The following is a 12,815-nucleotide window of genomic DNA, read 5'->3' on the forward strand; positions in this document are numbered from 1 at the left end:
ATCTCGGCGTTCGAGCGGGAGTCGCCCGCGTAGTCGATCCGGTCCGTGCACTTCGTGTCGGACTCGGCGGGCGTGCCGGACGACTTGCCCTCCACCGCGTCGGACTGCGACGTGCTCGCGGCCGGCGCCGACGAACTGCTCGCGGCAGAGGCCGCGTCGCCGCCACCGTCGCTGCCGCACGCCGTCAGCGCCAGGCCGAGGGCCACCGCGGTCATGGTCAGTGCCGAGATCTTCCGAGTGCGCATGCTGGTCCCTGTCCTCTGCGTGGGGGGCGCGGGCGAGTCGGCTGGGTGACCGTTCGCCCGGGTGGCTTTCTGTCTTCCCAGACGGCCGCTGCGGTTGCCCGAGTTGCCTCTTGATCGTCTTCAGGACACTTTCGTGACATGACAGTGGTCACGTCGTGAACTCCGCACCGGGCGTGTCGCCCGCGGGGCAGGCTGCGGCGATCTCGCTCTCACGGCGCCCCCGGCCACAGCGCTCTTCCGTGGGTCCAGGACGAGGCCCCTCCACCGTCATCCGCTCAACCAGCAGTTCTACCGTCGCCGCGCACGGTCGGGCAGGGTTACGAACCCTTCCCATGTGACCCGCGTCAGCGCCCCAGCCGTTCCAGCAACGCCGGCACGTCCGCGAATGAGTCCAGGACGTGGTCCGGGGTCCCGTCGGCGGCCTCGTGGGTCTCCGGCCGGTACTTGCCCGTCCTGACCAACACCCCGGTGATTCCGTGGCGTCGGGCGGCGAGCACGTCCGTCTCGATGTCATCGCCCACCATCAGCGTCCCGCCGGGTCCGGTGCCGAGGTGGGCCAGTGCGGCGGCGAAGAAGGCACTGGACGGCTTGCCGGTGATGACGGCCTCAGTACGCGCGGCGCGCTCCAGGCCGGCGAGGAAGGCACCGGTGTCGAGGTCGAGCCCGTCGGCGGTGCGCCAGTAGAGGTTTCGGTGCATGGCGACGAGCGCCGCGCCCTGCTGGACGAGGCGGAAGGCGCGGTTGAGCGCCGCGTACGTGAAGGCGCCGCCCGCGCCGCCGAGGACGACGACATCGGGCACGGCCCCCTCGGTGTCCTCCTCCTCGACAAGGGCGACCCCGGACAGGTCGTCCCGCACGTCACCGGTGTTGATCAGCAGACAGCGGGCCTCCGGGTGGTGCTCGCGGAGATGGGCGGCGGTGACGGCGGGCGCGGTGAGGATGTCGCCGGGACCGACGGGGAAGCCGGAGTCCGCGAGCCTTTCGGCGATGCGGGCGCGCGTCCGGGACGTGGTGTTGGTGACCAGCGCCAGGGGGACGTCAGCGGCGCGGAGCCGTCGCATGGCCTCCACCGCGCCGGGCAGCGGTTCCCAGGACACCGTCAGTACGCCGTCGATGTCGATCAGGACCGCGCCGATCGGCTCCATGCACCCACCGTCTCCGACTTGCCCGGCCGCCGCAAATGCGGTTCCTTCGAAGGTGGGGGCAGGTGTGTTCTGCTCTTCCCTCGGTTGGAGGTGAACCCCCGTGCTGTTCACCGACCGCACGGACGCCGGGCGTCGGCTCGCCGTGGCGCTGCGGCACCTGGAGCGCAGCGATCCCGTCGTCCTGGGGCTGCCGCGCGGCGGCGTCCCGGTGGCGTACGAGGTGGCGCAGGCCCTCGGCGCCCCGCTCGATGTGATCGTGGTCCGCAAACTCGGCGTTCCTCGTCACCCCGAGCTGGGTTTCGGCGCGATCGGCGAGGGCGGGGTGCGGGTCATCAGCGACGAGATCGTCCGCCATGCCGGTGTCCGGGAGAAGGACCTCGACTCCGTCGAGCGCGCGGAGGAAGCCGAGCTCCTCCGGCGGGCACAGGCCTACCGGAAGGGACGCCCACGCCTGCCGCTCAAGGGGCGCGCGGTGGTCGTGGTGGACGACGGGGTGGCCACCGGAGCGACCGCGCGGGCGGCCTGCCAGGTGGTGCGGGCGCAGGGTGCCGCCCATGTCGTACTGGCCGTGCCGGTCGCGTCACCGGATGTCGCCGACAGGCTGCGCGAGGACGTCGACGAGGTCGTCTGCCTCTCCGCACCGCAGCTCTTCTCCGCCGTGGGTGAGTGGTACCGGGACTTCTCCCAGACCTCCGACGAGGAGGTCGTCTCCCTGCTGGCACGGGCCGGTGGGGGTACCGCCGCGGCCGAGGAGGTCGAGGTGGACGCGGGCGGCGTCCCGCTCCCCGGGGACCTCGTGCTCCCCGGGGACGCGGGTGCGGTCGTGGTGTTCGCCCACGGCTCGGGCAGCAGCCGCCACAGCCCGCGCAACCGCGCCGTGGCGACGGCGCTGAACCGTGCCGGCCTGGGCACCCTGCTCTTCGACCTGCTCACGCCCGGGGAGGAGGGCTACCGCGCCAACGTCTTCGACATCGGCCTGCTGGCCGGGCGGCTGGCGGACACGACCAGTTGGCTCCGCCGCCGGGTGTCCCTCCCGGTCGGCTCCTTCGGGGCGAGTACGGGCGCGGCGGCTGCGCTGCGGGCCGCCGCGGCGACGGACTCGGGTGTCGGCGCCGTGGTCTCCCGCGGCGGGCGCCCCGATCTGGCCGGGGCGGAACTGTCGGCGGTGCGTGCGCCCACCCTGCTCATCGTGGGCGGAGCCGACACCACGGTGATCGGCCTCAACCAGCAGGCGCAGGCGGCGCTGCACTGCGAGAACCGTCTGGAGATCGTCCCGGGCGCCACGCACCTGTTCGAGGAGCCGGGGGCACTGGACCGGGTGGCGCGGCTGGCCGAGGACTGGTTCACCACGCACCTGGTGCGGCCGGCCGGCTGATCGGGGAATCCTCCCGGGAGTTGTGGCCCGATGGATCGGCCCCTCCTATCCTGTCGTGAGCAGTCCTGTCGTGAGCAGTCCTGTCGTGAGCAGTCCTGTCGTGAGCAGTCCTGTCGTGAGCAGTCCTGTCGGGAACGGTCCAGGGGCGGGTGGTGCGGTCGTGCGGGTCCGGCTGGTCGAGGGCGAAGGCCTTTCCGCGCACGCCGACGGGATCCGGCGGGTGTACACCGAGGTCTTCTCGGCACCGCCCTGGCACGAGGAGCCCTCCGCGGGCGCGCTGTACGTCGAGCGGCTCGCAGCCGACGCCCTGCGCCCCGGATTCACCGCCGCGCTGGCCACCGACGGGGGCATCGTGGGCGGCTTCGCCACGGCCTGGACCACGCCCTGCGCGTTCCCCTCCGGCCGCAGTTACGGCCACGTCGCCGAGGCCCTCGGTCCCGGCCGCGTCGCTGACTGGCTGTGCGGGGGCCTGGAGGTCGACGAGCTGGCCGTCGCCCCCGACGCGCGCCGCACCGGACTGGGCGCGGCCCTGCTGTCGGCGGTCACCGGGGCCGCCCCGGACGGGCGGTGCTGGCTGCTCACGTCCGTACACGCCGGGGCGACCATGCGCTTCTACCGGCGCGCGGGCTGGCACCAGGTGCCGGTGCCCGTGCCCGGCAGGGCCGGCCTTGTCGTCCTCCTCGGGCCGGGGCATCCCGCAGCGCGGTCGTAAGCGGAGCGATGCGCGCCCACCCTCATGAATCGATTCAAAAGCCGGGAAGATAGTGGCCCACCCCGAAGGCTGTCAAGGGTGCCCATCCCTTCCCCTCGTTCGGCTCGCACATCGCTTCTCTTCCTGGAACTTCCCGCCATCAACCCATTGACGGCGCCCGCAATCCCCGTTTAGCTTCCGAGCAACCTCATTGAAACCTTTCACGGCGGGCGGAGCGGAACAGTCCCTCCGCTGAGGAGCTCACATGAACCAGTCCGCCCCGGGCCCGGCCCCGGTCCTGGCCCTGAAGGGCGTGAGCAAGTCCTTCGGCGCCGTACGGGCCCTGAGGGACGTGTCCTTGCAGTTGTTCCCCGGCGAGGCTCACGCACTCGCGGGTGAGAACGGCGCCGGCAAGTCGACTCTGATCAAGGCCCTCGCCGGGGTGCACCGCCCGGACGGCGGCGAGGTGCTGCTCGACGGCGAGCCCGTCGTCTTCCACGGCCCGGCGGACGCCCGTGACGCCGGCATCGCCGTCATCTACCAGGAGCCGACGCTCTTCCCCGATCTGTCCATCGCCGAGAACATCTTCATGGGCCGTCAGCCCCGGCGCTCACTGGGCCGGATCGACCGCAGGGCCGTGCACGGGACGACCGCCGGACTGATGCGGCGGCTGGGGGTCGATCTGGCACCGGACCGGCCGGCGCGCGGACTGTCGATCGCCGACCAGCAGATCGTCGAGATCGCCAAGGCGCTCTCCTTCGACGCGCGCGTCCTGATCATGGACGAGCCGACGGCGGCCCTGACCGGCAGTGAGACCGCCAGGCTCTTCTCCGTCGTCCGTACGCTGCGCTCCGAGGGCGCGGCGGTGCTGTTCATCTCGCACCGCCTGGACGAGATCTTCGAGCTGTGCCAGCGCGTCACGACCCTGCGCGACGGCCGGTGGATCTCCTCCGAGCCGCTGGAGGGGCTCACCGAGGACGACCTGGTGCGCAGGATGGTCGGCCGTGACCTCGACGACCTCTACCCCAAGCAGGACGCCGAGGTCGGCGAAGTCGCCCTGTCCGTACACCGGCTGACCCGTGAGGGTGTCTTCCGCGACGTGTCCTTCGACGTCCGCCGCGGGGAGATCGTGGCGCTCGCCGGACTCGTCGGCGCCGGGCGCACGGAGGTCGCCCAGGCCGTCTTCGGCGTCGACCGCGCCGACGCGGGCGAGGTGAAGGTGGCCGGTGCGGTGCTGCGCCCCGGTTCACCGACCGCCGCGATGGGCGCCGGGCTCGCGCTCGTACCCGAGGACCGCCGCCAGCGCGGGCTGGTCATGGATATGTCGATCGAGCGGAACATCGGCCTCACCGGCCTCGGCGAGGTCCGCAGGCGCGGGCTCGTCAGCCGGGCCCTGGAGCACGACCGGGCCGCCGACTGGGCGGTGCGTCTCCAGCTCAAGTACAACCGGTTGGCCGACACCGTGGGCGTGCTCTCCGGCGGCAACCAGCAGAAGGTCGTGCTGGCCAAATGGCTGGCGACCGCGCCCACCGTGCTGATCGTCGACGAGCCGACCCGCGGGATCGACGTCGGCACCAAAGCGGAGGTCCACCGGCTGCTCTCCGCGCTCGCGGCCGACGGCCTCGCCGTGCTGATGATCTCCTCCGACCTCCCCGAGGTCATCGGCATGGCCGACCGGGTACTCGTGATGCACGAGGGCCGGCTCGTCGCCGAGATCCCGCGCGGGAGCGCCACCGAGGAGTCGGTCATGGCCGCGGCCACCGGACGCGACGAGAGGGCAGCGGCATGACCACCACCGTCGAGAGCCCCCCGGACGCCGCGAAGGCGCCGGAGCGGAGTGCTTCCTCGCTCGTGGACGCGGTCTTCCGGGCGCGGGAGATCTCCATCGCGGGGGCGCTGGTCCTGCTGATCCTCGGCACCTACCTGGCCAACCCGCGCTTCCTCTCCGACCAGGGCGTCAAGGACCTGCTGCTCAACGCGTCGATCCTGGTGCTGCTCGCCGTCGGCCAGTCGGCGGTCGTGATCACCCGCAACATCGACCTGTCCGTCGGCTCCGTCGTCGGCCTCTCCGCCTTCGCCTGCGGCAAGTTCGTCGCTGGCAGCGACCACGGTGTGCTGACCGTGATGCTGCTCGGCGTCGCCATCGGCGTGGTCTGCGGCCTGGTCTCCGGCGCCCTCGTCAGCTTCGGCGGGGTCCCGGCGCTCGTCGTGACCCTGGGCATGCTCTACATCATTCAAGGTGTCGACTACTGGTGGGCGCAGGGCGAGCAGATCAGCGCCTCCGACGTCCCCGAGGCCGTCCTGGGGCTCGGCAGCGGCAGCGTGCTGGGCGTCCCGTACCTCCCGCTGATCGCCCTGGCCCTGCTCGCGGCGACCGCGTACTTCCTGCGCAGCTACCGCTCGGGGCGCGAGCTGTACGCGATCGGGTCGAGCCCCGAGGCCGCCCGCCTCGCAGGAATCCCGATCCGGCGCCGGGTGCTCGCCGCGTACGCCTTCTCCGGGGCCGTCGCCGGCTTCGCGGGGGCGCTGTGGCTGGCCCGCTTCGGCACCGTCGTCGCGGACAACGCGCACGGCTGGGAGCTGACCGTCGTCAGCGCCGTCGTCGTCGGCGGCGTCGCCATCACCGGCGGCACAGGCACCGTCTGGGGCGCCGCCCTCGGCGCCCTGCTGCTCACCACCATCGGCAGCGTCCTGGTCGTGCTGAAGGTGGACTCGTTCTGGCAGGGCGCCATCACCGGTGCGCTCCTCCTGCTGGCCATCAGCGTCGACCGGATCGTGAACCTGCGGATGACCGCCGCCCTGAGGAAGAGGAACGCCCGCCATGACGACGGCGCCTGACACCGAGTCGGCCCCCACGCCGCGGGCCGCCACGAAGCCCTCTCCCCTGCGCGCCCTCGCGCTGCGCTGGGACACCGCGGTCGGTGTCCTGCTGGTCGCGGTCCTCGTCGTCGGGCTCGGGTCCACGGAGGGTTTCGGTTCGGCTGAGAACCTCGCGTTCGCCTTCAACGACATCGCCGAAGTCGCCCTCATCGCCCTGCCGATGACCCTCCTGGTCGTCGCCGGGCAGGTCGACCTGTCGGTGGCCTCCATGCTGGGCCTGGGCAGCGCGCTGACCGGCGCGCTGTGGGAAGCGGGCTGGGCCTTCGAGATGATCGTGCCGGTGGTGCTGCTGGTGGGCGTCGCCGGAGGCCTCCTCAACGGCTGGCTGGTCACCAAGGTGGGCCTGCCCTCCCTGGCCGTCACCATCGGCACCCTCGCGCTCTACCGGGGTCTGGCATCGGTGGCGCTCGGCAGCGACGCGGTGACCGACTTCCCGCAGGTCTACACGGACTGGGCGGTCGACACCACGACCGTCCCCGGCACCTTCCTCACCTATCCGGTGCTGCTCTTCGTCGTCCTGGCCGCGGTCACCGCCGTGGTGCTGCACGCCACCGGGTTCGGCCGCTCGCTCTTCGCGATCGGCGCCCAGGAGGAGGCCGCGTACTTCGCCGGCATCCGGGTCAAGCGGGTCAAGCTGCTGCTCTTCGTCGTGACCGGCCTGTTCTCCGCCTTCGCGGGCGTCGTCTTCACCCTGCGCTACGGAAGTGCCCGCGCGGACAACGGACTCGGCTTCGAGATGCTCGTCATCGCGTCCGTCCTGCTCGGCGGGATCGACTTCGACGGCGGGAAGGGCACGCTCTTCGGCGCGGTCGCCGGTGTCCTGCTGATCGGCCTCCTGAAGAACCTGCTCACGCTCAACGACATCGCCAACGAGGTGCAGGTCATCGTGACCGGGCTGCTGCTCGTGGCGTCCGTACTGACCCCGAGGATCATCGCCACGGTCGTCGAACGCCGGCACAGACGGGCCGCGAACGCCCCCGCCCCCCAGTCGTCATAACGCCCCTCCCCCGGACCCCTCCGAAAGGCACACGCCGCCATGATGCTCCGCAATGCCGCTGGGCGCCGCGCCGTCGCGACCGCAGCCACCGCCGTCTCCCTGGCCCTCGCCCTCACCGCCTGTTCCGGCACCACGAAGGACAGCGAGGAGAGCGGGAGCGCGAAGGCGGGCAGCTCCGCGAAGGCCGATCCGGACGCCCCGCTGAAGAAGGGGCTGAAGCTCGGTTTCCTGCCCAAACAGATCAACAACCCGTACGAGAAGCTCGTCGACGAGGCGGGCATCGCGGCGGCGAAGGAGTACGGCGGCACGGGCAAGGAGGTCGGCCCGTCCGACGCGAACGCCTCCTCGCAGGTCTCCTACATCAACACCCTGATCCAGCAGCGCCAGGACGCGATCCTCATCGCGGCGAACGACCCGAACGCGGTCTGCGGCCCGCTCAAGCAGGCCATGAAGAAGGGCATCAAGGTCGTCGCCTACGACTCGGACACGGCGAAGGACTGCCGCCAGCTCTTCATCAACCAGGCCGGCTCGGAGGAGATCGGCCGCAGCCTGGTCCAGCACCTCGGCGAGCAGATCGGCTACAAGGGCAAGGTCGCGATCCTGTCGGCGACCCAGAACGCGACGAACCAGAACACCTGGATCGAGTACATGAAGGAGGAGCTGAAGCTCCCGGAGTACAAGGACATGGAGCTGGTCAAGGTCGCCTACGGTGACGACGCGGACCAGAAGTCCTTCCAGCAGACGCAGGGCCTCATGCAGGCCTACCCCGACCTCAAGGGCATCATCTCCCCCACCACGGTCGGCCTCGCCGCCGCGGCACGCTACCTGAGCGACTCCTCGTACAAGGGCGAGGTCGTACTCAACGGCCTGGGCACACCGAACCAGATGCGCAAGTACGTCAAGGACGGCACCGTCGAGCAGTTCTCGCTCTGGAACCCGGAGGAACTCGGTTACCTCGGCTCGTACGCGGCCGCGGCGCTGGCTTCGGGGCAGATCACCGGTGCGGAGGGCGAGAAGTTCAAGGCGGGCAAGCTCGGTGAGTACACGATCGGCAAGGACGGTGAGGTCATCCTCGGCGAGCCGACCGTGTTCGACGCCGAGAACATCGACTCGTTCGACTTCTGACCGGAAGGGCCGGTTCCATGCAGCGCGTCTGCTTTCTGCTGAAGGTCCGCGAGGACCGCAAGGACGAGTACCGCGAGCGCCATGCCGCGGTGTGGCCGGACATGCTCGCCGCGCTGTCGGAGGCGGGCTGGCACAACTACTCGCTGTTCCTGCGTGAGGACGGCCTGCTGGTCGGCTATCTGGAGACGGAGGACTTCGACGCGGCCCGGGAGGCCATGGCGGTGACCGAGGTCAACGCACGGTGGCAGCGGGAGATGGGCGAGTTCTTCGAGCAGCCGGAGGCCGCCGACGAGGCCATGGTCCCGCTGACCGAGGTCTTCCACCTCGCCTGACCGGTGGTGCCCGCCCCGGCTGTCCGCGACAGCCGGGGCGGACGTGCGTCAGGGGGCGGCGAGAACTCCTCGTACGTCCGGGTACCGCACCTCGTCGGGGAGCGTGTGGCCGAGGGCGGTCAGCCGGGCCGCGACGTCCGCCGGGCTCCGGCCCGTCAGGCTCGCGCCGCGCAGGACGTGCTCCAGGTGGACGTTGTCCCGGTACGAGCGGTCGAGGGTGTCCAGCAGCCTGATGTCCGCCTCGTCGGCGGTCGCGGGGAGCTTCGCGTTCTCGTGCAGCCAGTGGCCCAGTTCGGTCAGCCGCGCGGTGATCTCCGCCGGGCTGCGCCCCGTGGCGAGCGACGCGCGCAGGACGTGTTCCATCCGCAGTCCGACGACGGTGTTCCTCCGGAGCCAGGGCCCGCGGCCGTCGAGGTTCTCGCTGAGGATGACGAAGTCGTCCTCGTCCGGGGTCCCGGGCACCGCTCCGCCCGGCTCACCGAGCCCCAGCACCTTCAGCCGGTCCACGACGTCCCTCGCGCTCCGCCCCGTTTCCCTCGCGACGGTGAGTACGTGGCCCATGGACACCGGCGTGTAGCGGCCGAGCCAGCGTGCGCCGGGGCTGTCACCGACCCTGAGCAGCAGTTCGTCGTCGGCTTCGGGGACGTACGGCAGCCGGAGGCCGAAGGAGGCCAGTCGCGCGGCGGCGGCGTGGGGGCTGCAGGACAGAGCGGCGGCAGCCCCCAGCACATGTCCGGCGGAGACCTCGTCGCCCCGGTCGAGCCAACTGCCGTCGCCCCGGGGATCGGTGCGGATCAGCATGAGGTCACGGGGGTCCCGCGACTCGGGGAGCGGGCCGCTGCCGCCGATCCGGTAGCCGAGAGCGGTCAGACGCCGCCCGACGTCGGCGGGAGAGCGTCCGGCGTGCTCCGCCGTTTCGAGCAGCTGGAGCAGGGACACGGGCCGGCCGACGTCGATCCATCGCCGCACGTACCTGTCGTGGCTCTCCCTCTTGACCAGCGCGGCGTCCTGCATGCCGATGGAGGCGGGGAGGGGGGACCCGGGCTGCTGGACCTCGGTGTATCCCAGGGCGGCCAGCCGCGAGACGGCGGCGGCCGGGGTCTCCTGCCGCACCGCCGCCGCGTACAGCACGTGCCCGTACGGCACTGGCTCGGCGGGGTCCAGCCAGGGGTGATGGCCGTTGAGGTTGCGGCTGACGAGCCGGAGATCGTCCGGGTCCTGGAAGTCGGGGGTCGGTGTCATCGTGCGGGCCTTTCGACGGCGGCGGTGCCGACGGGACGGGAGGGCGACGGGCGGGGCCGGCCGGCGGTCATTCGGCGACCGCGACGTATCTGCTGGGCGCGTCGTCCCAGTCGGGGTCGTCCTCCTCCTGCCTGCCGGTGAGGTCGACGCGCACCCCCTGCGGCTCCAGCTCCGTCCAGAGCCGCAGCATCATGTCCTGGCTGAGGTAGTGGTGCGAGAGGTCCAGCTCCCGCAGGTGGGCGAGGGACTGTCCCTCCAGGAGTGCCTCCGCGCCCTCGTCGCCCAGCGTGCCCATCGACAGGCTGAGCGAGGTGAGCCCGCCCACGACCGGCGCGGAGGCCAGGGCCGCGGCCAGCTCATCCTGGACCGGGCTGTTCTGCAGCCCCAGGTGGCGCAGGGCGGGCTTGCCGACGCCGGCGAACAGCGGGGCCAGATCCTCGGCCGTGGTGCCGCCGCCGTAGTCCTCGTCGCCCAGCCACAGCTCCAGGTGCTCCAGCGACGGCAGGGAGGCGGCGGCGATCTGGGCCGCGGCCTCGGGGGGCAGCCCGCCGGACTCGACGCGCAGCACGCGCAGCTCCGCGTGGCCGGTCACGGGGAATTCCAGGTCGTCACCGCCTCGCAGGGCCAGCTCCCGCAATCCCGGGAAGGCGTCCAGGAGCTCCGCGATCCCGCCCTGCCCGATCATGGAGATCATTCCCTCCTCGTCCTCCAGGTCACCGAGGAACACCGCCTCGAGCGCGGTGAACCGGGACCGCAGGCCGATCAGCTCGTCGGGGCTGCTCCCGCCGTCGTTGCCGTACCAGGGGCTGCCGAAGAGCAGAGCCCGCACCCCGCCCAGGTCGACCGACTCGGTGAACCGCTTCCAGTAGGACCCGGAGTCCTCGTCGGTCACGTACGGACCGCAGTGGAGGCGCCAGGCCACGGCGTCCGCGTCGGGCAGGTCCGCGGGGTGCGCGTACTGCGGGAAGGTGAAGACCGGCAGTCCGTGGAACTGCTCGACATGATGGACATAGGACAAAGCAAGGCTCCTGACATTCCGTTCGGTGGCTGTTCGACGTGTTCTATCAGCAGCCTCCGACAGGGACGGGCCCGGCAGGGGTGATCACCTGCCGGGCCAACGTCCCCGCGTGTCAGCCGAGTTCGCCTTCGCCGCTGTCGCCCGCCGGTTCGTCGCCGCCGTTCCTGAGCCGGTCGGCCTGCTCGATCGCGGTGGCGAGCTTCTCCACCGAGCTGTCCTCGGTGGCGGCCGCCAGCTTCCGGGCGCGGCCGGCGAGTTCCCCGAGCGTGGGCGTTCCCTGGAGGTCACCGCCGCGCAGGGTGTCCGCGAAGTACGCGGCCACCGCGGTCACCTGGAGCCGTGCGCCGGCGTCGTCCCAGAGCTTTCCGTCGATCGCGGCGGTCCGGACCGACCCGGTCTCCTCGTGCGCCTCGCGTGTCTTCGGGTCCAGCCAGCGCACGGTCGCCGTCGCCACGTGGCCGGAGGCACCCTCACGGAGGCGTACGGCGTAGAGCGCGGTCACCGTGTGGCCGGGACCCACCTCGCCGCCGTCGACGCTGTCGTCCCGGAAGTCGTCGTCGGCGACCTCGCGGTTCTCGTAGCCGATGAGCTGGAACTGCTTGACCGTCTTACGGTCGAACGCCACCTGGGCCTTGGCGTCCCGGGCCCGGAGTTCCACGTGGGCGGGCAGCTGGTCGACGAAGACCTTCCTGGCCTGTGTCTCGTCGGCGATGTAGGTCGTGTTGCCGTCGCCCTTGTTGGTGAGGCGCTCCATCAGCTCGTCGCCGTAGTCGCTGCCGACACCGACGCCGAAGAGGGTGATGCCGTACTCCTCGCGTGCGTCCCCGACGCGTTCCAGGATCGCGTCGGCGTCCGTCTCACCGGTGTTGGCGAGGGCGTCGGAGAGCAGGACGACGCGGTTGTTGGCGCCCTTGCGGTGGCCTTCGACCGCTTCCTCGTAGCCGCGCCGCACGCCGGCCGCGACGTTCGTGGAGTCGGCGGGTTCCATCGCCGCGACGGCGTCGCGGATCTTGGTGCGGTTGCCCTGGAGTCGGGTCATCGGCAGCCGGGTCTCGGCCTCGTCACTGAAGGTGACCAGGGAGACGGAGTCGTCGTCGCGCAGTTCGTCGGCGAGGATGCCGAGTGAGGTCTTCGCGAGGTCGAGGCGGCCCGGTTCGGACATCGAGCCGGAGATGTCGACGACGAAGGTCAGCGCGGCGGGCGGGCGCTCGCCCGAGTCCGCGGCGGCCTTCGTCGCCAGCCCGACCCGTACGAGCGACCAGTCGGCGGCGTCGGTCCGTGCGCCGTCGACGTTGACCGAGAAGCCGTTGCCGTCCGGCCGCTCGTAGCCCTGGCGGAAGCTGTTGACGAACTCCTCCGGGCGCACCGTGCCGGCCGCGGGGAGCTGTCCGTCGCCCAGGGTGCGGCGCGCGTATCCGTAGCTGGCGGTGTCCACGTCGAGCGCGAAGGTGGACAGGTAGTCGGGCGCCACGCTCTCCCGCACCGTGTCGTCCTCGGCCTGATCTGCCCCGCCCTCCTGCGGCCCCGCCGCGGCGGAGGGCTGCCTGCCCCCCGCCGGCCCGCGGTTTTCGGCGACGCCGCGGTCGGCGGAGGTCTCGGTGGGCGTGCCCCCCGCGCCGCAGCCGGTGATCAGGATTCCGCCCGCCAGCAGGAGCGCGAGCGCTCCGCGATGTGTCCGTGCCCTGTGTTCCATGTGTACCCCCCACGTCGTCGACAACTGTGAATGTGACGTGCGAGGTGGCCGGGCGGAGTCGTCAGAAGCGTT

The 12,815-nt window shown here is 71.6% G+C and carries 11 protein-coding genes and 1 pseudogene; 7 read left to right on the top strand and 5 right to left on the bottom strand.

Annotation, left to right across the window (positions count from 1 at the left end; genetic code table 11):
- Positions 1-245, bottom strand: a pseudogene (locus tag ACZ32T_RS04485) (hypothetical protein); the annotation flags it as partial.
- Between the two features lie 344 nt (positions 246-589).
- Entirely contained in the window at positions 590-1,390 is an 801-nt protein-coding gene (locus tag ACZ32T_RS04490; protein ID WP_467262758.1) for an HAD-IIA family hydrolase, read from the bottom strand.
- 100 nt (positions 1,391-1,490) lie between these two features.
- Between ACZ32T_RS04490 and ACZ32T_RS04495 the strand changes: the two genes are divergently transcribed.
- The 7 genes from ACZ32T_RS04495 (at position 1,491) to ACZ32T_RS04525 (ending at position 8,790) form a co-directional block, all read left to right on the top strand.
- Positions 1,491-2,765, top strand: a complete 1,275-nt coding sequence (locus ACZ32T_RS04495) for a phosphoribosyltransferase family protein (protein WP_467365276.1) — start codon at positions 1,491-1,493, stop codon at positions 2,763-2,765.
- Between the two features lie 160 nt (positions 2,766-2,925).
- Entirely contained in the window at positions 2,926-3,477 is a 552-nt protein-coding gene (locus tag ACZ32T_RS04500; protein ID WP_467263394.1) for a GNAT family N-acetyltransferase, read from the top strand.
- A 244-nt stretch (positions 3,478-3,721) separates the two neighbouring features.
- On the top strand, positions 3,722-5,245 hold the full coding sequence (locus ACZ32T_RS04505; RefSeq protein ID WP_467262760.1) for a sugar ABC transporter ATP-binding protein: 1,524 nt from the start codon (positions 3,722-3,724) through the stop codon (positions 5,243-5,245).
- A complete protein-coding gene (locus ACZ32T_RS04510) occupies positions 5,242-6,294 on the top strand; it encodes an ABC transporter permease (protein ID WP_467262761.1) in 1,053 nt (350 codons plus the stop codon). The genes ACZ32T_RS04505 and ACZ32T_RS04510 overlap by 4 nt, the downstream gene beginning before the upstream one ends.
- Positions 6,278-7,333 carry an ABC transporter permease gene (locus ACZ32T_RS04515; RefSeq protein WP_467365278.1) on the top strand — a complete coding sequence of 352 codons (1,056 nt, stop codon included), beginning with the start codon at positions 6,278-6,280 and terminating at the stop codon, positions 7,331-7,333. The genes ACZ32T_RS04510 and ACZ32T_RS04515 overlap by 17 nt, the downstream gene beginning before the upstream one ends.
- A gap of 39 nt (positions 7,334-7,372) precedes the next feature.
- Positions 7,373-8,458 carry a rhamnose ABC transporter substrate-binding protein gene (gene rhaS / locus ACZ32T_RS04520; protein ID WP_467365280.1) on the top strand — a complete coding sequence of 362 codons (1,086 nt, stop codon included), beginning with the start codon at positions 7,373-7,375 and terminating at the stop codon, positions 8,456-8,458.
- Positions 8,459-8,475: 17 nt separating this feature from the next.
- Entirely contained in the window at positions 8,476-8,790 is a 315-nt protein-coding gene (locus ACZ32T_RS04525) for an L-rhamnose mutarotase (RefSeq protein ID WP_467262764.1), read from the top strand.
- A gap of 48 nt (positions 8,791-8,838) precedes the next feature.
- Here ACZ32T_RS04525 and ACZ32T_RS04530 read toward each other — a convergent pair whose 3' ends face one another.
- From ACZ32T_RS04530 to ACZ32T_RS04540, 3 genes are all read right to left on the bottom strand, one after another.
- Complete coding sequence (locus ACZ32T_RS04530; RefSeq protein ID WP_467365282.1) at positions 8,839-10,032, bottom strand: wHTH domain-containing protein; 1,194 nt, start codon at positions 10,030-10,032, stop codon at positions 8,839-8,841.
- A gap of 67 nt (positions 10,033-10,099) precedes the next feature.
- Positions 10,100-11,050 carry an STM4015 family protein gene (locus tag ACZ32T_RS04535; RefSeq protein WP_467262766.1) on the bottom strand — a complete coding sequence of 317 codons (951 nt, stop codon included), beginning with the start codon at positions 11,048-11,050 and terminating at the stop codon, positions 10,100-10,102.
- 112 nt (positions 11,051-11,162) lie between these two features.
- Positions 11,163-12,743: a vWA domain-containing protein gene (locus ACZ32T_RS04540; protein ID WP_467365284.1), complete on the bottom strand. Its 1,581-nt coding sequence runs from the start codon at positions 12,741-12,743 to the stop codon at positions 11,163-11,165.
- Between the last annotated feature and the right edge of the window lie 72 nt (positions 12,744-12,815).

It is taken from the genome of Streptomyces sp. NPDC023573, assembly GCF_055559735.1.

What these genes read in the sequence shown, in the direction of transcription:
- ACZ32T_RS04515 (WP_467365278.1), top strand. Translation starts at nt 6,278, where the DNA reads ATGACGACGGCGCCTGACACCGAGTCGGCCCCCACGCCGCGGGCCGCC.
- ACZ32T_RS04490 (WP_467262758.1), bottom strand. Translation starts at nt 1,390, where the DNA reads ATGGAGCCGATCGGCGCGGTCCTGATCGACATCGACGGCGTACTGACG.
- ACZ32T_RS04540 (WP_467365284.1), bottom strand. Translation starts at nt 12,743, where the DNA reads ATGGAACACAGGGCACGGACACATCGCGGAGCGCTCGCGCTCCTGCTG.
- ACZ32T_RS04525 (WP_467262764.1), top strand. Translation starts at nt 8,476, where the DNA reads ATGCAGCGCGTCTGCTTTCTGCTGAAGGTCCGCGAGGACCGCAAGGAC.
- ACZ32T_RS04510 (WP_467262761.1), top strand. Translation starts at nt 5,242, where the DNA reads ATGACCACCACCGTCGAGAGCCCCCCGGACGCCGCGAAGGCGCCGGAG.
- ACZ32T_RS04505 (WP_467262760.1), top strand. Translation starts at nt 3,722, where the DNA reads ATGAACCAGTCCGCCCCGGGCCCGGCCCCGGTCCTGGCCCTGAAGGGC.
- rhaS (WP_467365280.1), top strand. Translation starts at nt 7,373, where the DNA reads ATGATGCTCCGCAATGCCGCTGGGCGCCGCGCCGTCGCGACCGCAGCC.
- ACZ32T_RS04530 (WP_467365282.1), bottom strand. Translation starts at nt 10,032, where the DNA reads ATGACACCGACCCCCGACTTCCAGGACCCGGACGATCTCCGGCTCGTC.